The organism is Vibrio crassostreae 9ZC13, from assembly GCF_000272045.2.
GTDB lineage: Bacteria > Pseudomonadota > Gammaproteobacteria > Enterobacterales > Vibrionaceae > Vibrio > Vibrio crassostreae_C.
Genome location: NZ_AJYZ02000019.1, coordinates 894,516 through 916,516, shown reverse-complemented (window position 1 = coordinate 916,516; position 22,001 = coordinate 894,516). Strand labels below are relative to the sequence as shown.

Here is a 22,001-nt window from a genome sequence, read left to right as displayed (position 1 = left end):
AATCTATAAGATAACGGTCCACTTTAAATTACGACTAACTTCGCTCAATGAAAAAAAACTTAATTGCGTTGGCTATCATATCCACGGCTCTTTTAGGGTGTAATCACGACTCACTAAGCTATAGTGGTGGCCCTGATACGGCTCCTCCAACAGATATTGTACCACCAACGGACATTCTTCCTCCGACAGATATTGTTCCACCAACGGATATTCTTCCGCCGACTGACATTATTCCACCAACAGATATTATTCCCCCAACAACTTACATCGGTTCACTGTTGTCGAGCGGGACGTTTGTTTCTGGAGATGTGTACTGTGACGGCATTCATCTTGAAAACGGAACGTTCAGTGTAAAACAAGGCGTGAGTTTTAGTTGTACCTTGGGTCACCTTACTTTAGGTGATTTCACGGCTCCTTTCCCCGAAGTCACAGAAAGCACGATTTCAAATGATGCGCTTCATGCGGCATTTGAGTTGACAGAATTACATGGAGACAACGTTACCAAGGTACTCGAATCAATTGATGTTTGTGAGACTGAAAGTGCTATCTGTCTAAAAGAGCTGGATGCTTTTGATATTGAGGATGTGTTCTCGCAGCTTGATGATCAAGATGCTGTCGATGCGTACTTTTCATCGAAAGAAGAAGAGTCTACAGATGAAGTAGGTAAGGCTCCTAGTTCACACGTAGACACAACAGTTGTTCCTGCGGTTGACCCTAATGCGGACAATAACCTTAACGCTGGTTTTGTTTCTGCAGACGCAGAGTCTACCTATGCTTATAAGCCAAGTGTTGAAGGTAAGGTGTTAACTCGCAGTAAGCTTACAGACGCTAATGGTAAAGCGATTTCTGGGATCAGTTTCTTTTCGGCTAACGCGACGGGCGTGACGGATGAAGAGGGAATCTTTGAGTACCTGTGGGGCGACAGAATCGTTTTTGGTATTGATACGTTTGAGTTTGGCTCCATTACGGGTAATCAGATTGCTTATAAATTGTCTGATGTGACCAATAATGTGGTTGAGAAAGCGAATATCCAGTCATTACTAGAGCGCTACGCGCTTGATCATGTAAGTCATTATGAGATATCTGAAGAAGTCCAAGGTACCTTTTCAAAGTACCCTAACGTTATAAATGAACTGATCAACCTAACTCTGCCAAATGGGGGATTAATAGAGGGTACAGACTTTGAACTTCCTAATGAGTTTGTTGGTCAGTTTAGCCAAGGGTTAACGGCAGTAATCGATGAGCAGCTGCGCCAAACGCCTCAGTTTATGGATTATGTTCGTCAACCTGCCGTTTTATCTATGGATTCTGGTCAGTATGTTACGGAGTCTCTGCAGCAAATCTTCCACAACGTCACCACATTCCATGTTTTCAATGACAATGGTAGTTTTTACGGTGCGACGGGGTATACCCGTGGTATGCGAGCTCTGAACATATCGAACAGAGCATTCCCTGTGATGATGCCAAGAACTGATAAAAACCGTCAGCTTTATTTTGGTGAGCAACAGGCTTGGACTCGTGAAGGTAAGCCTTACATCGCACAACACCCAAGTATCTCGATGCCTCCGATTCCTTTAGTCTCTGAAGACAACGCGACTTATGGTTTTCCATTCGTTACAGCAGGCGAGATAGGCAAAGGTAAAGTCGTGTTCATGGGTAATGGCTTATATCCAAGTATTCTGTCATGCCCTGAAAATTATTGGGCCAATCGAACATTGCATATCGATAGCAACAAACAACAGTGCACTGTTTCGAAGTTCGAAAACCTACTGCATGATGACCAAGGCAGCATGAGCTTGTTTTTCTCGAACTTGTTTGAGTGGTTCAATAATGGTTTGCCTATTGCTGGGATGAATGCAGTGACCAATATTGACCAAGCCTATTCGGCTTATCACCACTCCACAATGGGTAAGCAGTACACGTTTTTTGTTAGTCCTCAGTATGGTTTTGCGTCAGTAGAAAAGCGTGGTTCAGGTGACTTTGATGATTTGGATGCGAGTAATACGCCGATTTTGATCCTTCAGGCATACCCACCTAAGTTGGTTCAAGATGGCATGACTAACCAGTTTGTTGCTGACTTGGATAACCCGAACTTAAACCAAGACGATATTACGGCTCTTATTAACTATGTTAATGACGGTGGCAATATCTTGTTTATGGATGCGATTCAAACGACTAATCCTGAACCTGTTGGACGCTTGGCAGATGCCGTAGGTGTATCTCTTGGTGGTGAAAACGTTACCCCGACAAACCAAGCTTTCTGCGGTAGCTCTTATTACTGCCAAGCACCTTATCCTAATCTTCACGTGAAGAGTCAAAAGGAAATGGTGGTTCTTGAGCGTTTTCAAGATAACCAAGGAGAGCCTCCATTCACGGTAAATCAAGATGGTACGGTTGAGTGGATCAAAGATGAGTCCAAGATTAAGTTTGAGATCCCGACTTATGAGGTTACTAAGTTAGACGCTGAAGGGAAGCCAGTGCTTGATGCGTCTGGTGTAACAGTAATGGAGAAAAAATCCGCACGTATCTTTGTTGAATCGGCAGAAGAGCGTGAAGCGGCGATCAAAGAACTGCAATCTGCATTTGTTGGAACTGATCTTTGTACAAACGATTATGAATATGAATTTAACTGTATTGAGACTCGTTCTGGAGACGGTGTTACTGTTCGCGGTGCTTATTATCGCGCAGACTTTGATCGCTATGAAGTAAGTGAAGCTGTTGTTGGTAGCATGGTTAAAGCGGCGAACTTGGGCACTAACTTTACGGCGCTTTATGAGCATGAAATTTACTATAGAACAAAAGGTACTCAAGGTAAGCGTCTGTCTAACAGCGAATTGAATCAAGCGTTTGATAACCTGTCTGTTTGGATGTGGAATGACAACGCATACCATTTTGAAACAGAAATACAAGATGAGTTGGGGTTCAAGCAGGCTGTTCAGTTCCTTAACTGTTATACCGAAGACTTACATCAAACAGACACAATGGATGCACAGTGTCCTGTTGACCTAAAAGCGTCGTTAGTCGCTAATGGAATGATTCATGGCGAAGGTGAGTTATCTGGGCAGTTGAATCCTAGCTATCCATTAAATTACATGGAGAAACCTCTGACTCGTATTATGTTGGGGCGCTCATTCTGGGATCATGAAATCGTTGTTGATACCACAATGTATCCGGGTCGAACTTCAGGAGCATCTTCGTCAAGTTCGGTTCTTATCCAAACAGATGGCAAGGGCGTCACGTATTCGGCTGGGAACAATCAATCGACAGGTTTATGGGCTCCTCAGTTACAAGATGTGACGATTAGTAATGGTGTAGCTGCAACGATCACTGTGATGATGGCGGATGATCTGACAGGCAAGCCTAATCATGAAACCAGTTTGAAACGCCCTCCACGTATGCAAACCAGCTTTGACTACAATGGTTCGAGCTTAACTTTCAAGGTTCCATATGGTGGCCTTATTTACATTCAACCGAAAGTAAAAGAGCTTGGTGAAGTCTCGTTTAGCATTGATGGCGCGTTAAAAGCGGCTTGGTGGAAAGAGGGACAGTGGATTAACACTATTCAATCGGCAGACGCACCAATTGCAGAAATCGATACGGGTTCATTTATTTACACTACACCAATCAGGAATCTAGAATCCGCTGATTTGAACCAATTCGCAACAGATATGAATCGATTCGCTGAAGCGGCAAGTGACTTCTACGGGCGTGATGAGAAACAAAGCACTGGTTTACACCGTAGGTTCACTTATCCAGAACTGAATGCGTTCCGCCATCGTTTTGTGAATGACGTGCAGATTTCGATTGGCGCTGCTCACTCTGGCTACCCAGTGATGAATTCAAGCTTTAACGCAAATCGGACATACATTCCAACCAACCCTGTGAACGATTGGTTGTTGTGGCATGAAGTTGGTCACAACTTAGCATCAGCTCCTTTCCTTGCGGCTGGTAGTACAGAAGTGACCAATAACCTTCTTGCGTTGTATATGCAGGAGTTAGAGGGGCGCAATGCAAACCCTGAAATGGATCGTATTAAATCGGATATTAAGAAAGCACCTAAATGGCTAGAGCTTAATAATGAACATGCGTGGTCACATGGTGATGCAGGTTTACGATTAGTTATGTTTGGTCAGCTAAAAATCTGGGCAAAATCGAACTTTGCAATTGATGATTGGTATACACGCGGCGCAAGCCAATCTGATGTGTATGGTGAAGATGAAGGCTGGAACATGTTCAAACTTATGCACCGTAAAGCTCGAGGTGATAGAGAAGGCGACTCGAATACGAACTATTGTAGCGCTAGCGAGACTGGGCTTTCTGGTGGAGACTTAATGATGGTGTGCGCTTCTTATGTTTCGAACTATGACTTAAGTGACTTCTTTGTCGCTTGGAACGTGGGCGAAATTTCAATGACTAATGCTAATGGCTCAAAATCTTACAGTGGAGGCATCAGCGAGAAAGGTCGTAGTTTGATAAAGGAATTAAACTTGCCGAAGCCAAAGGATAGCCCTTTAAAGGTCGACTCTATCTAACAGGGACAACCATCGTTGCTTGAATCAAACGCCACACTTCACTTTAGTGTGGCGTTTTACAGCCATAAAAGAGATCTATGCGAAAAAGCAGGTTAAACTGCGCGTATCATAATTCTAAAGGATGGTGCCATGTACCACGGTCATATCTATTTCCCTCTGCGATTTGCAGAGCAGGCAGAAACACTGCGTCAGAAAATTCTATCGGAACGTAAAGATGTATTAGAGGTTTTTCCACTAATACAGCGTTTGGTTGGTCCACATAAGATGCCAATGTTTGAGATTCACTTTGCGAACAAAGAGTCGGGCATTGTTGAATGGCTTGAGCAAGAACGCGGTGATATGTCGGTGCTTATTCACCCTGTAACTGGCGGTGAAGAAACTTTGGATCACACAGTACGAGCGATCTGGCTTGGTCGTGAATTGGGTGTCTTTGAAGAAACGCTTACTAGCTAATCAAATATACCAATATTGCACTTAACTCATTCCGACCGGAAAATACATGAACAATAAAAAGGCTCCTCAAATGAGGAGCCTTTGTTTTAAGGAGCCGTTTTACCAAGAAACCGGTTATCAAGAGCCTCTGGTTATCGGGCTGAACCGTTAACCAGAGTAGGGGGATTAAGCCTCTGCAGTTACCTTAGAGTCACTCATCTTTTTAAGAGCCGCGTAACCAAAGCCTGTTACCGCTGTACCTGCTGCAATCGCCAATAGGTACATTAGAACTGGAGAGATAGCACCAGGAATCAGTAGTACGAATAGACCGCCGTGTGGAGCCATTAGCTGAGCACCAAACATCATTGATAGAGCGCCAGTTAGTGCGCCACCTGCCATACAAGCTGGGATAACACGCATTGGATCTTTCGCTGCGAATGGGATTGCACCTTCAGAGATGAAACATAGGCCAAGAACGAATGATGCTTTACCTGCTTCACGCTCGCCTGCTTCAAACTTGTCTTTCACTAGGAAAGTCGCAAGGCCCATACCTAGAGCTGGAACCATACCTGCTGCCATGATAGCCGCCATTGGTGCGTAAGTTTGCGAAGCCAGTAGACCAACACCGAATGTGTAAGCGGCTTTGTTTACCGGACCACCAAGGTCGAAACACATCATTGCGCCTAGAATCACACCTAGAAGAATCGCATTAGACGTACCCATGTTGTTTAGGAAGTCTGTCATTGCGCTCATTACGCCAGAAACAGGACCACCTACGATGTAAACCATCACAAGACCAGTGAACAAACTCGCGATAAACGGAATGATCAGGATTGGCTTGAGGGCTTCCATGGACTGTGGAAGTTGAACCTTGTCGGCAATGAATTTCGCTGCGTAACCTGCAATGAAACCTGCCGCGATACCACCTAGGAAACCTGCGCCCGTTGAGCTAGCCAGCATACCGCCAATTAGACCTGGAGCCAGACCCGGACGGTCGGCAATCGAGAATGCAATGAAACCAGCAAGAACAGGAATCATCAGTGCGAATGCAGAACCACCACCGATAGTCATCAGTGCTGCTGCCAGTGTGCCTTCTTCTTTAAACGCTTCGATACCGAATACGAAAGAGAGTGCGATGATCAAACCACCCGCAACAACCACAGGAAGCATGTGAGATACACCTGTCATCAGGTGCTTGTACACGCCTTTCTTCTCGTCAGCAGGCGCTGAATTTGAAGACGCTGTGTGTTGGTATGGTTTAGCTTCTGCGAATGCTTTTTCCATCTCTTGCTTTGTTTTCTTCAAAGCAGGGCTTGTTGTAGTTTTGTACAGCGCTTTGCCGTTAAAACGATCCAGAGGAACGTCGATGTCTGCTGCGATGATAACTAGATCAGCGTCTGCGATTTCTTGGTCTGTCAGTTGGTTTTTCGCACCTACAGAGCCGCGAGTTTCCACTTTGATTTGGTGACCTAGGCGTTTGCCTTCTGCTTCAAGCGCTTCAGCTGCCATAAAGGTGTGTGCAACACCAGTTGGGCAAGCGGTAATCGCTACGATTTTTTTGCTACCTGTAGCAGGTGACGTACCGGTCACTTCAACAGTGCTTTCAGCTTGAGAAGCGTCTAATACTGTTGCTTCTGCTACCGCTTTCTCTAGAAACGCTTTTGCATCTGCAGTGCATTCAGAGATAGCCGCTTGGTACACTTTCTTACCAACAAAACGTGCTTTATCAACATTTTTGTTAGCTGCGATAACTACAACGTCGCTGCTGTCGATAGCGTCTTGCGATACAGTTGAATCAGGTAACACGCTTGATTGACATTCAATAGCAGCGTTCCAACCTAGTGCTTTTGTCGCTTGCTCTAACAAGCCCGCGGCGATGATGCTGTTTGCTACGCCACTTGGGCAAGCTGTGATAATGGTAATATTCATAATAAACCTTTTGTCCTATTTGCTTGTGTCTAACTGGCTAGTTGGAGCACTAAGCGCCTGTAATTGGATATTTTGTAGTACTGAATCCAGCTCTTGTTGGCTGGTGATGCCCACGCCTACCTGTGAAACTGCTAGAGCAGATAGGGCGGTTGCGAATTTAATAAGTTCTGGTTTTGGCATCTGTTGCATTTGACCCCAACATAGACCAGCAACCAATGTGTCACCTGCGCCTACCGTGCTTACTACTTGCATGCGCGGTGGTTGAGCATGTAACCATTCACCTTGGTTAAGCCACATCACGCCTTCAGCGCCAAGTGATACCACGATATTCTCGATGCCTTTTTCACTTAGGGCTTGGCCCGCGTGTTGGCATTGGTCACGAGTTGTCAGCTCTGCATTGAACAGTTGAGACAGCTCTTCATCGTTTGGTTTGATTAACCATGGTTGTGCATTGATACCGGCTTTAAGTGCGTCACGGCTGCTATCAAATAGCACCTTCTTACCTAAATCGTGTAAGCGTTGAACCCAAGAAGCGCAAAGCTCAGGAGAGATACCTTGTGGCAAGCTGCCTGCAATGACGAAATAATCGTGCGTTTCAGCAAGTTCTAATAGGGTTTCTTCGAACGCTTTAATCGCGTCAGCATCAACAGGAACACCTGGGAAGTTGATGTCGCTTACTTGGCCTGAATTCTCTACCAATTTCACGTTAATGCGAGTTGCGCCATCAACACGGATGAAGCGGTCAGTTGCACCCATCTCTTCAAACAGTTGGCAGAACGCTTCTTCGTTATTGCGACCAAGGAAACCTGTTACGGTCACTTTCGCGCCAAGCTCTGAAAGAACTTTTGCGACGTTTACGCCTTTGCCCGCTGCATGCAGAGAGCCTTTGTTTACTAGGCTAACTGAACCTACATTTAGTGCGTCGATAGCGCCTGTCAGGTCTAGAGCAGGGTTAAGCGTTACGGTAACGGCTTTGATTTGTTTATCAGACATATCGACTCCTTAACCTTCGCCAAGGCCTGAAGCGATAGCTTTACCAATCGATTCAAGTGCTTGTGCTGCATCGTCACCTTCAGCAACAAACTGAAGCTGGTGGCCGTGTTTAACGCCAAGTGCGATGACTTTCATCAAGCTCTTCGCGTTCACTTCTTTTCCGTCGCCATCTAGGTTTGAAACGCGGATTGTTGATTCGAATTTCTTCGCTTCAGCAACCAACATTGCACCTGGACGAGCGTGTAGGCCGTGTGCGTTTTTGATTTTGAAGACTGCGCAGTTGTCGTCGTCTTGAGACGCTGTAGAAACCGCTTCACCTTTTAGAAGGCCAATCACTTGCGCTGCGTCAGCGGCTAACAGTTGTTGCTGTTTACCTTCAAAAACCATCTTGCTTAGGTTTGCCAGAATAGATTGGTGCGCGCTGTTGCAAGCTGCGAATGCTACCAATGCTTTAACTGGTGTGCCTTCGTATTCACAATGGTTCGCTGTTGAAACGAAAGATACGCCAGTGCGTGTTACGCCTTTGTCGCTGCCCAACAACCACAGGCCTTGGCCTAGGTGAGTTGGTGTTTTTGTTACTAGGTCAGCAACGAATGCGTTGTCTGTGCAACCTGTGTTCTTAAGTAGGCCACCCGCAACTGCAGACATTTGAATCATGTCGCTCGCAGGGAACAGTAGCTGAACTAAAGAAGCGTCTAGGTCGGCTTCAAGCTGAACTTCGCCGTTAAGTAGAGCGATGATTTCGTCTTCTGATGTCGCTTGCTTTAATTTCTCTTCAACACCGTCAGCTGCCAGAACTTTGGTCAGTTGCTTAAGGATGCCTAAGTGCTCGTCAGATTTAGCTGCAATACCAATTGCTACGTAAACACGGTTGCCGTCTGCCCAATCAATACCTTCAGGGAAGTGGTGTACCGCAACGCCTGTCTCTTTCACTAGGCCACGAGTATCCGTCGTTCCGTGAGGAATCGCGATGCCATTACCTAGGAACGTAGAGTTCTGGTTTTCACGGTTCAGCATTCCTTCAACGTAACCAGAGTCAACTAAACCTTTAGCTGTCAGGTCGCCAGCAATGTTTTGGATTGCTTTGAATTTGTCTTCGGCAGTTTGGCCTAGAGTGATGTCAGATTTTGATAATTTAAGCATGGTGCCTCTTTAGCGTATCGCTTGAGAATTTGTGTATCGCTACGATTCAGTCTAGAGCAATATTTGCCCGTTGCTTGCTCTTTGTTTTATCTTGCTGAATCGGTTCAGCATTTAGTGTAAAAAATTCAGCAAAGCCGATTTTGGTTTTCAAAATAGTTTCGCTGCGTGTCGTAATTTCAGTTTCGTTAATAACGAGAAGTTGAATCACAACAAATGACGCTCAATCCATTCAAAAGGATGATTGAAGTCACTTTTCAGATTTTGCTGAATCCTTTCAGCTTTTATACTGAATCGATTCAGCATATAATTCAACTAATCCAAGGATCAGAAGATTGGTTATATGATCCTACGCACAAAACACAGGTCACCCATATGACACTAGATGAGATTGCCAAACTAGCCGGTGTGTCGAAAACCACAGCCAGCTATGTGATTAATGGCAAGGCGCAGAAATACAGAATCAGTGAAAAGACACAGCAGAAAGTAATGGCAGTGGTGGAAGAATATAACTACCGACCAGACCATGCTGCTTCGTCGCTGCGCGCTGGTAATAGCCGTTCATTTGGTTTGATTATTCCCGATCTGGAAAACAGCAGTTACGCGCGTTTAGCAAAATTGATAGAGCAGAACTCACGTAAAGTGGGTTATCAAATTTTGATTGGTTGCTCAGATGATGACGCTGAAACCGAACGTAAAGTTGCGGAAGCGCTTGTTAGCCGTCGTATCGATGCCTTGCTGGTGGCGAGCTCAATGCCAGACGCCAATGAGTTCTACTTGAAGTTGCAAAACTCAGGCACACCCGTTATTGCGATTGACCGTCCTTTAGATGATGAGCATTTTGCCTGTGTGATCAGTGAAGATTTCGAGGCTGCGTTTGAACTGACCCACTCGATTCTTGATGACAGTATTCATAGTGTTGGTTTGATTGGTGCACTGCCTGATCTGAACATTTCACGTGAACGTCAGTTGGGTTTTGAAGCGGCGAATAAAGCACATACTCAACAAACAAGGCTAACAGACAACAAGCCGATGGTTGTCGGTTATGGCGAGCACTTTGACCGAGAATCAGGACGTGAGATTTTTGAGGGTTGGATTGCCAAAGGCACAGTGCCTGATGCGATTGTCACTATGTCTTACACTTTGCTAGAAGGTGTATTGGATGTGATGGTTGAAAAGCCAGAGCTGATCAAGCAAGTGAAACTGGCAACCTTTGGTGATAACCGTTTATTGGACTTCTTACCTTTTAAAGTTCATTCATTGCCACAGCAATTCGAAGTGATTGCAGACAGCGCCTTTGCACTTGCTTTGAACGCGTCTGCTAAACGTTACCAAGCGGGTATCGAGTTAGTACCAAGAAGCTTAGTAAAACGAGGCTAATTCCAGTTAGTTTACACAAGCTAGGTTGGACTTGGGCACTTAGCTCGAACCTGTAATTAATTTGAACTCAGCAATAAGCCCATTTCCACAATGGCAACAATGCCGAGCAACAAAGCCAACACTTTCCAAAACTGGATCGGGTTTCGGTTTATCAAAGGTTGCTTGGCTTTGCTTTTGACCAAGCTTTGGTTTGGTGTGTAAAGGTCTGCTACAAAATCCCCCAACACTTGATGACGTTCGCTTGGTGATTCCGCGCAGGCTTTTTGTAACACTAAATCCACCCAACTTGGTAAGTCCGCTCGTTTCTGAGTTATGGGTTGGTATTCCCATTGATGGTGGCGAGATTGTTTAAGCGATTGGGCAGTCATTTCAGAGTAGGGCAATGCACCGGTTAGCATCTCATAGCCGATCACAGCGATAGAGAACAGATCTGAGCTGGTGGTCGCGCTGTTGTGCTTGATGGTCTCTGGCGCTATGTAATTGACCGCGCCTAATGGTGTGTCGTCTTTGTCGGTGAGCTCTCCCTCTTCAAGGCCTCTCACTAACACCGCACCAAGGTCGATGATTTTTACCTCACCATCACGTTGAATCATGATGTTTTCCGGTTTTAAGTCTCGGTGCACCATGTCTGCACGTTGTAATACTCGAATGCCTTGTGTGATTTTTTCTAGTATGTCGCGCACTTCATTGAGTGACGGCTTTGGATTGTCGTACATCCATTGTCTTAGGGTGATGCCTTCTACCCATTCGCAGATTTGATATAAGAATTGCGAGTTCTCTGGCGTCGGGTAAACCTTCATTACTCTCTTGTTTTTTAACAAGATCCCCGCCCATTGTTCATTAAAGAAAGCTCTGAGTTGCGAAGGGCTATCGTGATATTGAACGGAAGGGACTTTCAGCACGAACTCGGTTTGTGTCTCTTTCTGCATCACACGATACACATGGCTTCTTGAACCTGCATACAACACCTCAAGTACCATGAAGTTGTCGATACTTTGCCCGAGCTTTAAAGCGGGTGGGATTGCCCGTTTAGCCAGCTTCTCATGGAATTCAATCAACGAAGGTTTAGGCAGATGGCTGACTTGCACAATCAAGCAGCTCACGTTGTCTGAGCTATTGTGGCTTAAAGCGGTGTTACAGATGGTTTGCGCTGCGTATTCGAAATCCGCTCCGGGTTTATCGATGTGTTCTTTGAAGGTGTTGGGAGATACAAACTCGTGCACGCCATCAGATGTCAGGATAAAGCAGTCGTTTTTCTTGATAGGCAGGGTTTGATAGTCAACGTTGAGTTGGTTGTCCATGCCTAAGGCGCGTGTAAGATAATGCTTCTGTCCCATATTTTTACGGGTGTGGTCGCGGGTCAGTTGGCGTAATTCTCCATCTCTGAGTAAGTAAATGCGGCTGTCGCCAACGTGGAATATATGTGCGGTGTTTGATTTTAATATCACGCTGCTGAACGTCGAAACGAGGGCATTGTGGTTCACTTGTTGTGCGGGATGAATATTAGAAACAGACGTGTTGAAGAGCCAAGAATTGAGGGACGTTAAGACCTTTTGCGCCGAACGTTGGATGCTCCAGCTTTGGGGAGTTGCGTAATAGTCGTCGATAAACTGCATCACGCTGGTGTGACTGGCTTTCTGGCCGTGTTCACTGCAACTTGCGCCGTCTGCTATGCAGGCAACACTGCCTTTCAACTCTTGCTCTGCGCGAGTTTTTGGGTGTTTTACAATGATGGCATCTTGGTTTTCATCTCGTACGCCTTGATTCGAATAACCACCAAACTTAAGCGTTAACTGGTTGTTGGATTCTGGCGTGATGACTTGCCCTTGGCTGAATGAAATTGTCATAACTGGTCTTCTTCTTAACTGCTCTTCTTCCCGCTTCCTTGACAGAACATCCTAGGAAGAACAAAAGCCCTAGTGAACTTAGAGCCTTTGAACGAAGCACCTAGCATTGATGTATCCGCTAAGGTGCTTCTCCCGATTCAATAATATCAATGCTTCATAGTACAGATCTAGCTTGAAACATTAATCAGCGTGACACTGCCATCGTCGTTTACTTCGGCGATTTGACCGTTAGGCTCTTCCATGAACAGTAGAGTCACAAAGCCAAGTACCGCTGTTGCAGCAATCACTAAGAAGAAGGTTTGGTAGCTCACGAATGACAACACAGTTAGGTAAACTACTGCACCCACGTTACCGTAAGCGCCCGTCATACCTGCAATTTGACCTGTCATACGACGCTTGATTAGAGGAACCGTTGCGAATACCGCACCTTCACCCGCTTGCACGAAGAAAGAACACGCCATCGCTGCGACAACCGCTAGCCATACAGGCCATGTGCTGTCGACTTGACCCATTGCGAAGTAACCCACAGCAAGACCAATCGTTAGAATAAGCAGTGTTGGTTTACGACCGAATTTATCTGAAATCCAACCACCACCTGGGCGAGACATTAGGTTCATAAAGGCATAAGCCGATGCAACCATACCTGCAAGAACCGGTGTTAATTCAAAGGTTTCAGAGAAGAACAGTGGCAGCATAGAAACCACAGCCAGTTCAGAACCAAATGTTGCGAAGTACAATACGTTAAGTACCGCTACTTGCTTGAACTTGTACTGGTGAATCTCAGGCACTTCTTCTTTAAATACGTTCTTGTTTACTTTCCAAACTTGCGACACTTCGTACAAGTAAAGTGCTGCTAAACCTGCATACACAGAGTAAACCGCCATGTCAGACAACATGTTGATGTTGCTTGGTGATAGCTTCCAAGTCAGTAGCGCTAAAGCGGCATACATAGGGATCTTCATAATAAGTAGGAAGAAAAAGTCACCCTTTGATGTCACTTCCATTGCTGTTACTTGAGCAGGCTTGAAGTAAGTAGAACCTTTTGGTGTATCTGACACGTTTTTGTAGAAGATAAACGAGAACGCTAAGCTCATTACGCCGGTAATACCGACCGCATAACGCCAGCCGTCTTCACCACCAAACGCTAGAGCGAGAGTTGGAAGTGTGAACGCCGCTGCTGCTGAACCGAAGTTACCCCAGCCGCCGTAAATACCTTCTGCAGTACCCAGTTCGTTGTGTGGGAACCATTCAGACACAAGACGAATACCGACAACGAAACCTGCACCAATGAAGCCCAGTAGGAAACGAGCGATTGCTGCTTGAATGAAAGAGTCTGCCAGAGCAAACATGAAACAAGGGATAGAACAGACCGCGAGTAGCGAAGAGTAAACCAACCTTGGGCCGTATCTATCGGTTAGCATGCCTATTGCGACACGTGCCGGAATGGTCAATGCAACGTTGAGGATCAGGAGGGTTTTGATCTCTTCAGTAGAAAGACCAAGCGTAGTTTTTACCATTTGCAGTAGTGGGGCAAAGTTGAACCACACAACAAAGGTAATGAAAAAGGCCATCCAGCTTAGGTGTAAGACCTTCATCTTACCCGTAAATGAAAGCAGCGAAAATTTAGTGTTATCCATGGTTTAAATCCTTTAAATCTGGAAAATTACCCGGTTTGTGCACCTGCGTTACTTCCGAACTTAGAACGCTTTTAATGTGCATAAACCCTGTGCCGAAATTGCGCACGCCAATAAGCGTTTGCATGATGGTGTCGGCGGTTTAGTTAACTGGCGATAGCAAGTGGTGTGAGAACTTGAACTTGTTCTCCTTGCTTGCGAACTTCAAATTTCACGAGCTTGAGCTCAGGCTGTTCAAGACATTCGCCAGTTTCTAAGTGGTAATGCTGCTTGTATAAGGGTGAGGCCACGTAAGGTTCTCCGCTTAATGAACCAATTATACCACGTGACATCACATTCGCCTTGCCGATAGGGTCGTAATTAGAGAGCCCATAAAGCGTGTCGCTGCGCTTGCAGTAAAAAATAGCCACTTGGTTATCGTCTACTTTGGCGCAAATTCCCCCGTTTGGGGTTAGATCGCTGGTGCTGCATACGGTTGTCCAATTTTCCATGACTTTCTCCTAGTCTAAAATTGAGTTTTTATTTTTTTATTGATGAACCTGATGAAATTTATGAAACCTCAGTCACTTCGATTTGGTCTGCTTTAGCGAGCTTTTCATCGCGTTTTGAATCGGAAGAAGAGCTCAAGCTCGGCTTAGGAAAACGCTGCTCTCGCTCTTTGATGAAAGAGAGGCTAGTGTCCATTTCTTCACTGTTGATGTAGTGCTGGAAGCGCTTCATCTTCTCAGGGTTTTCAATGGTGGTTTTCCATTCACACTGGTACTTCTCGATGTTGAGTGCGATGTCCGCTTCGAGTTCTTCAGCTACGTTGAGCTTGTCTTCAATCACGACTTGCTTGAGGTATTCGATGCCGCCTTCAAGGTTCTCCATCCATACTGATGTGCGCTGTAGGCGGTCTGCGGTACGTGTGTAAAACATCAGAATGCGGTCGATGTATTGCAGCAGTGTGGTTTCATCAAGGTCGGTAGCGAAAAGGTCACCATGGCGAGGGCGCATACCGCCGTTACCACAGATGTAGAGGTTCCAACCTTTGTCGGTGGCGATAATGCCAAAATCTTTTGATTGGGCTTCTGCACATTCACGAGTACAGCCAGAAACCGCAAACTTGATCTTGTGTGGTGAACGCAGGCCTTTGTAGCGGTTCTCAAGTCGAATCGCTAAGCCAACACTGTCGTCGACACCGTATCGACACCAAGTGCTACCGACACAAGATTTCACGGTACGAACCGATTTACCGTAGGCGTGGCCCGTTTCAAAACCTGCATCAATCAGCTTTTTCCAGATGATAGGCAGTTCGTTAAGCTGTGCGCCAAACAAGTCGACACGCTGACCGCCCGTGATTTTGGTGTACAGGTCGAACTCTTTAGCGACTTCGCCTAAAACAATCAATTTATCTGGAGTGATTTCACCGCCAGCAATACGCGGAACTACCGAGTAAGTGCCGTCTTTTTGCATGTTGCCAAGGTAGATGTCATTGGTGTCTTGCAGCTCGATATGTTGATCTTCAAGGATGTAATCGTTCCAGTACGAAGCCAGAATCGAACCGACAGCCGGTTTACACACAGTACAGCCCAATCCGTTGCCGTGAGAATCTAACAGCTCGTCGAAGGTCTTGATTTTGTTGACGCGAATGATGTCGGTAAGCTCTTGGCGAGAATAAGCAAAGTGCTCACAGATATCGTTAGAGACTTCCACACCTAGGTTACTTAGCTCGCTATCGAGAACCTGTTTAGCAAGGGCAGAACAACCGCCACAACCTGTTGAAGCATTCGTGGTTTCTTTCAATGCAGCCATCGTGGTGCAGCCAGCTGAAACGGCCTCTTTAATATCGCCTTTGGTCACATCAAAACATGAACAGATCACAGCGCTATCAGGCAGAGCTTCAACACCCATTGCCGAACCTGAATCATCGGCCACGTTAGGTAAAATTAGCACTGATGGGTTTTCAGGAAGGGGCATATCATTTTGCTTGATTTGCAGTAGCGAACCGTAGGCTTCTGCATCACCGACCAATACGGCACCGACAATTTTCGTGCCGTCAGCCGAGATGATCAAGCGTTTATAAACTTGTTCAATTTCATCGTTGTAGGTATACGATTGAGCGCCTTCCGTCTTGCCGTGTACTTCACCAATACTGGCCACATCGACGCCAAGCAGTTTGAGCTTGGTGCTCATGTCTGCACCAGTAAATGAAGCGTCGCTCGTTCCGTCAGAGACAATATGCGAAGCCGCGATTTTTGCCATCGAATAACCAGGGGCCACTAAGCCGAAGATCTTGTTATCCCAAAGGGCACATTCTCCAATGGCGTAAACGTTGTCGATATTGGTTTGACAGTGATTGTTGATCACAATACCGCCACGCTCGCCAATCTCGACATCAGAGCTTCTTGCTAGCTCATCTTGAGGGCGAATACCCGCAGAGAATACGATCATATCGGTTTCTAAATGGGTGCCATCGGCGAAGTTCATGCGGTAGCGAGCATTTTCGCCATCGACTATTTCAGAGGTCGCTTTCTCGGTGTGAACCTGCACCCCAAGGTCTTCAATCTTTCTGCGCAGTAGCGCACCGCCACCGTCATCTAATTGTACGGCCATCAGGCGAGGTGCAAATTCAACCACATGAGTTTCCAAACCAAGGTTTTTGACGGCGTTTGCGGCTTCTAAGCCAAGCAGACCACCACCAATCACCACGCCAGATTTGCTGACTTTGCTTGAAAGCTCGATGGCGTCTAAATCTTCGATGGTGCGATAAACGTGGCAGTGTTCTTGGTCGTTACCAGGAATAGGGGGAACAAAAGGGAAAGAGCCCGTCGCCAAGATTAGCTTGTCGTAACTTTCAACATGACCACTTTCAGTGATGACTTGTTGATTGGCGGTGTCTAGCTTGGCAACCTTCTGGTTCAACAAGTAGTTCACGCCGTTGCTTTGGTAATAATCTTCACTGGTCAATGACAGGTCATCAGCGCTTTTACCATTAAAGTAAGCCGTCAGCTGAACACGGTCGTAGGCCAGCCTTGGTTCTTCACTGAAAGTAATCACATCAAACTCATCACTGTCTGATTGCAGGATGTTGTCGATAAATTTGTGTCCAACCATGCCGTTACCAACAACGACGATTTTCTTCTTGCTCATAATCCATTCCTTATTCTCGGCGCCACCATTACTAGCATCTAATTTCTAGTCGTTAGCAGATGAATACCGGGTTGAGATTCCACTCAATTCATAATCATCAAGAAAAACAAAAATGTTTTTTCTAAGTCTTGGTTTTTAGTGGAGCAAGGAGGATGCCAGATTACGGTTCGTTCATTTGAATAAAAATTTATTTATAATTTTCAGTGGCTTAAAAAATAGAGGTAGCACACAATTACCCCTAAAGTGGTATGTAAATTTTTTGTTAGATTTATATAAATGAGCGTTTGTGGTGCAACTTTCTGCAAGATGGTGCAAAAATTAAGTTTCGATCTTGGTTAAGTTCTGTTTGGTTCGTTGTTGATATTTGTGTTTTTATTAAGTTGTTGTTTTTAGATGAAATTATTTGCTATTTATCAGCTGATATTAAGTGGCGTGTTATTTGCTTGTTTTCAGTTATTACAATTATGGATAATTGAGCGAGAAACGGATGACCGATTCAAACAGCGGCTGGATAAAATCGACCTGTGCTTATTGTGGTGTAGGGTGTGGAATAGAAGCGAGACCGACATCGCTAGGAAAACTAGAAGTGCGTGGTGATAAAGATCATCCATCAAACTATGGAAAGCTTTGTACTAAAGGGATCGCGCTTGGCGACACCGTCACGCCTTTAGGTCGTCTTACACAGCCTGCTCATATTCAGAATGAGCAAAAACAACAGCTGGATTGGAACAGCGCCACTCAGTTGGTCGCAGACAAATTCAATCAAACCATCGAAGAATTTGGGGCCGATTCGGTTGCGTTCTATGTGTCTGGTCAGCTGCTTACCGAAGACTATTACGTTGCCAATAAACTGATGAAAGGCTTCATCGGCAGTGGCAACATTGACAGTAATTCTAGGCTATGTATGGCTTCAACCGTGGTCGGGCATAAGCGAGCATTTGGCGCAGACACCGTACCGGTGTGCTACGAAGATCTCGAGCAAGCCGAACTCGTCGTGATTACAGGTTCCAACTTAGCATGGTGTCACCCGGTACTTTTCCAAAGATTAAGAGCCGCGAAACAAGCCAACCCTGCATTGAAAGTCATCGTCATAGACCCGCGTTATACCGACACTTGTGAAATCGCAGACATTCACTTGGCATTGGAATCAGGCTCAGACGTCGCATTGTTCAATGGTTTATTGGGTTACCTCGATGATAACGACAAGCTAGATGCAGACTACATAGAAAACCACACCCAAGGCTTTACTGAATCGATTCGATCTGCGACTCACTACCGTTATACAGAGTCAGGTTATACCGAATCAGGCTGGGGCGACAAAAGTGTTCCTGAGCTTACAGGGTTAACAGAGCAGCAGCTAAAACAGTTCTACAGCTTGTTTGCATCGAACGAGAAGGTGCTGACCATTTACTCTCAAGGCGTGAACCAATCGACACAAGGGTGCGACAAGGTAAACGCCATTATTAACTGCCATTTAGCCACCGGGAAAATTGGCAAGCCGGGCATGGGGCCATTCTCTGTAACGGGCCAGCCGAACGCAATGGGTGGCCGAGAAGTGGGCGGTTTAGCCAATACCTTAGCGGCGCACTTTGAATTTGGTGATCCGCAATCACACCAAACCGTCAGCGAGTTCTGGCAAACCGATAGCTTAGCCACACATGCGGGTTTAAAAGCGATTGACCTGTTTGATGCCATGAATGAAGGCAAAATCAAAGCCGTGTGGATCATGGCAACCAACCCAGTTGTGAGCCTGCCTGACAGTGAAAAGATCAAAGCGGCATTAGAGAAGTGCCCATTTGTGGTGGTGTCTGATTGTATTGCCGACACTGAAACCACTCGCTTGGCCGATGTGGTGCTGCCCGCACAAGGGTGGAGTGAGAAATCGGGCACCGTAACCAACTCTGAGCGTCGAATCTCACGCCAACGCCGTATATTACCAAGCCCAGGAGAAGCCAAACCGGATTGGTGGATCTTGAAAGAAGTGGCGCAAAAAATGGGATTCAAAGAGCAATTTGAGTTCCGTCACGAAGGTGAGATCTTCAAAGAGTATTGCGAGATGACAGCGCTCGGCAATGAAACGGGCAAAGCGCGTGATTTGTGCTTAATTGGATTAACCAAACTGGATGAAAAAGGCTATGGCGAACTCACTCCACAGCAATGGCCAGTGTTAGAGTATCAACCAGAGATCATTGAGCAACGCATGTTCACCAATGGCGAGTTCTTTACCGAATCAGGCAAAGCGCAGTTTATTGCAGTTGAGCACGACAAACCGATTGCCGATACCAGCCTTGAATTCCCACTTATCATGAACACAGGCCGAATCCGAGACCAATGGCACACCATGAGCCGCACAGGCTTGGCGGCAGGTTTAGGTGAGCATACCCCTGAGCCTTTTGTTGCGATGCACCCAGATACGGTTGCAGAGCTTGGCTTAGATGAATTTGGGCTAGATGCTTTCAACCACGCCACTATTAATCCAGTGGTGAAAGTACGCAGCGCACAAGGGGAGTGCCAAGCCCGCTTAGTAGTGACCAAAGAGATGCGCCGCGAACAAGTCTTCATGCCTATCCACTGGAACGCACCCACCGCCAAAGACAGCAAACCATGCGACCTAATCTTGCCTCATACCGATGCCGCATCAGGTCAGCCAGAATTTAAACATACCCCAGTGATGGTTGAACCGTGTGGCTATCGCAGCGAAGCCGCACTGGTCAGTGATAAGGTGATGGATTGCAGTGGCTTTGATTACTGGGTTCGCCAAAGAGTGGAGGGCGGTTTTCTGTATCGCATCTCATCATCTAAGAACCCAATGGAGTTGGTGATTCAGCTTGCCAACACCCTCGATGCATTACCAGAACCTAACGCGGAGGCGATCAAATCACTCCATTATCATGGCAATAAATCATTCAAGAACTACGGCTCTGCCAGGCTGGGTCAGTCTGGCGTAAAGCAAGCTTTCGTGGTGAACAGTAAGCTCGACCATCAAAGCATTGAATGGCTGGTGGAGTGCCTAACCCGAGAAGCCGATGAAGAGTTCGAAGCCGAATTTTTGAGAACTATGGCGAAGTAGTAACTACCTCTAACCTATTAATACCTAAAGTTAAGCGCCGACAATTACGTCGGCGTTTTTGTTTGAGAATACAACTTCCAAGATACAACCTTCATAGCCTGAACTGCGGCTTACTCACACATTAGGGAGTTTTCTGCATTTTGCAGAAACTATATGGAAAATTTCTGCTTTTCGTCATGTTTGATACAAAGATAAGTAGGTAAGATGATGTTATTAAGAGAGTTATTGGACTAAGTGTAGTGTGTCTTGGAAACTAGACAGAATTGTTTCAGGGACAAAATGCAGAATTATTCTGTCTAATATAGCTGTTAAATTACAGGAGGAAAATTTGGCTAAGGGATTAAATATAAACACAGTGGATATCACTGACATTACGCTTCCATTTAAAATCGAGCCGCTCGGTGAAAAGTCAGATGCTTTGGATGACTTTTGTATCAGGACAACTGAATGGGTTAACTATATAAGCGAGGTTCTTCTGTTTAGTCATATTGGGAGTAAAATGCCTATTTCTGACTATTCAGTTAAGCCTCAACTTTTTGCTCCTAGAAAACGTCAGAGTAATAACTCCAACGAGCTTCCGACACCAAAAATAACGATTAAAGATAAAAACTTTGACTCGATATCTAGAAACCTATCTAGAAATCTTTTCAATCATTCAGTGTCTCAATTAGCTACAAATTTTGAAATTTTCCTAAATGAGATCACAGAAGACATTCTGTGGAGAAATGTTGAACTACTTGCTAACGACCAAAAGCAGCTCAGTAACAAAGAGATTTTTGACTTAGGCGACTTAGAAGACATTAAAGATAATCTAATTCAAAGGAAAATCTTAGAGCATGCAATGAGTGCGTACCCTAAGAGGGTCGATAGTTTTCAGAAACTTTTCCATATAGGCATTCATTCTAAAAAGTCACCAGTTGAATTACCTATTGTACATGACCTTGTGGAAGTGAGAAATGTAATCCAACATAGTGATGGACACTGTTCTGAGCAATACCTTCAGCGACTTAGTGTATATAAAGATACTAGTTATGAACAACTCCTTAAGCGTCGGTATACCCAGCCTAAAATTGATTTTCAATGGCTATTGCAACTAGGTATCGATATGGTTGGTCTCGCTGAGTTTATTGATGCTGAAGCAGACCAAAAATGGGCAACAACACGTAACAGTGAATAGTAATTTAACAATCTGTTTAAGAGTGATTCGCAACGCGTGGCATTTTTACTATGCGTTGCGTTAAGTGTTTAAGGTGGTTTGCGGAAACATCGGTATGGCGTTGCTCACACCTTAACAGGGCTACATGGACTCCCTCTTTTGTCAACAATAGCTCCCGCTGACAACAGTGGATCGGACAGCAGCTCTACATTCGGTGTTTAATCGGAATCGTTCCGTCACCTTGATGATATTCGCTTGATGCCAGCCTCATTCGTTAAACAGTATTTATTACTTCCCAATTAAACAGGTTTAGGCATCTCGGTCTGGTCGTATTGTCATCATTTGCTATTGCTTTGACTCGGTGAGTGTTAACCGTTTACATAGTTAATCTTGTACTCTTTTCCTGTTGTTAATAATGCCCATATTATACGAGCATTTTTTGCTGCTAGGGCGACAGCTGCTCGTTTATAACCTCGTCGTTCAACGAGTTGATTTAACCAAATACTGTTGCGATCGGTTTTCTCTTTACATCGTGCAATAACGGCTCTTGCGCCATGAATAAGTAGAGTGCGAATATGTTTTTCGCCTCTTTTGCTGATGCGACCAAGATGAACATGACCACCTGTTGAGTATTGTCTTGGAACCAACCCTATCCAAGCGGCAAATTGGCGGCTAGAGCCAAATTGTTTGGCGTCATTGACGGTCGCGACAATGGCACTTGCACTGTGTTCACCGACACCTGGAATATCCATGAGG

General features: G+C 45.4%; 13 protein-coding genes. 5 read left to right on the top strand and 8 right to left on the bottom strand.

The annotated features are described in order from the left end of the window. Positions 1–47 precede the first annotated feature (47 nt). Both A136_RS05265 and A136_RS05260 read left to right on the top strand, forming a co-directional pair. Positions 48–4,532 (top strand): SslE/AcfD family lipoprotein zinc metalloprotease, encoded by a 4,485-nt coding sequence (locus A136_RS05265; RefSeq protein WP_017064767.1) that lies wholly within the window; start codon positions 48–50, stop codon positions 4,530–4,532. 129 nt (positions 4,533–4,661) lie between these two features. After that, a complete protein-coding gene (locus A136_RS05260) occupies positions 4,662–4,985 on the top strand; it encodes a DOPA 4,5-dioxygenase family protein (protein WP_017064766.1) in 324 nt (107 codons plus the stop codon). 165 nt (positions 4,986–5,150) lie between these two features. Here A136_RS05260 and fruA read toward each other — a convergent pair whose 3' ends face one another. Genes fruA through fruB form a run of 3 tightly spaced genes read right to left on the bottom strand, consistent with a single transcriptional unit; the run spans position 5,151 to position 9,029 of the window. Continuing rightward, positions 5,151–6,893 (bottom strand): PTS fructose transporter subunit IIBC, encoded by a 1,743-nt coding sequence (gene fruA / locus A136_RS05255; RefSeq protein WP_017064765.1) that lies wholly within the window; start codon positions 6,891–6,893, stop codon positions 5,151–5,153. Between the two features lie 15 nt (positions 6,894–6,908). After that, a complete protein-coding gene (gene pfkB / locus A136_RS05250; protein WP_017060871.1) occupies positions 6,909–7,886 on the bottom strand; it encodes a 1-phosphofructokinase in 978 nt (325 codons plus the stop codon). 9 nt (positions 7,887–7,895) lie between these two features. Beyond that, on the bottom strand, positions 7,896–9,029 hold the full coding sequence (gene fruB / locus A136_RS05245) for a fused PTS fructose transporter subunit IIA/HPr protein (protein WP_017064764.1): 1,134 nt from the start codon (positions 9,027–9,029) through the stop codon (positions 7,896–7,898). 372 nt (positions 9,030–9,401) lie between these two features. On the opposite strand from fruB, the gene cra reads away from it, so the two are divergent. Next, a complete protein-coding gene (gene cra, locus A136_RS05240) occupies positions 9,402–10,406 on the top strand; it encodes a catabolite repressor/activator (RefSeq protein ID WP_029235252.1) in 1,005 nt (334 codons plus the stop codon). Positions 10,407–10,462: 56 nt separating this feature from the next. On the opposite strand, the gene A136_RS05235 is transcribed toward cra, so the two are convergent. The 4 genes from A136_RS05235 to nirB form a co-directional block, all read right to left on the bottom strand. After that, positions 10,463–12,253: a bifunctional protein-serine/threonine kinase/phosphatase gene (locus A136_RS05235; RefSeq protein ID WP_017064761.1), complete on the bottom strand. Its 1,791-nt coding sequence runs from the start codon at positions 12,251–12,253 to the stop codon at positions 10,463–10,465. 167 nt (positions 12,254–12,420) lie between these two features. Beyond that, positions 12,421–13,890 carry a NarK family nitrate/nitrite MFS transporter gene (locus A136_RS05230; RefSeq protein WP_017064760.1) on the bottom strand — a complete coding sequence of 490 codons (1,470 nt, stop codon included), beginning with the start codon at positions 13,888–13,890 and terminating at the stop codon, positions 12,421–12,423. A gap of 143 nt (positions 13,891–14,033) precedes the next feature. Then, the gene (gene nirD, locus A136_RS05225) at positions 14,034–14,378 is read right to left on the bottom strand and encodes a nitrite reductase small subunit NirD (protein WP_017064759.1); all 345 of its coding nucleotides are present in this window, start codon (positions 14,376–14,378) and stop codon (positions 14,034–14,036) included. Between the two features lie 58 nt (positions 14,379–14,436). Next, on the bottom strand, positions 14,437–17,019 hold the full coding sequence (gene nirB, locus A136_RS05220; protein WP_017064758.1) for a nitrite reductase large subunit NirB: 2,583 nt from the start codon (positions 17,017–17,019) through the stop codon (positions 14,437–14,439). Positions 17,020–17,491: 472 nt separating this feature from the next. Between nirB and A136_RS05210 the strand changes: the two genes are divergently transcribed. Continuing rightward, on the top strand, positions 17,492–20,089 hold the full coding sequence (locus tag A136_RS05210) for a molybdopterin oxidoreductase family protein (protein WP_032546871.1): 2,598 nt from the start codon (positions 17,492–17,494) through the stop codon (positions 20,087–20,089). Positions 20,090–20,330: 241 nt separating this feature from the next. After that, positions 20,331–21,266 (top strand): hypothetical protein, encoded by a 936-nt coding sequence (locus A136_RS05205; RefSeq protein ID WP_017064755.1) that lies wholly within the window; start codon positions 20,331–20,333, stop codon positions 21,264–21,266. A gap of 347 nt (positions 21,267–21,613) precedes the next feature. Here the strand turns inward: A136_RS05205 and A136_RS05200 are convergent. Next, a partial coding sequence (locus A136_RS05200; RefSeq protein WP_017064754.1) for an IS110 family transposase occupies positions 21,614–22,001 on the bottom strand: 388 nt, incomplete at its 5' end.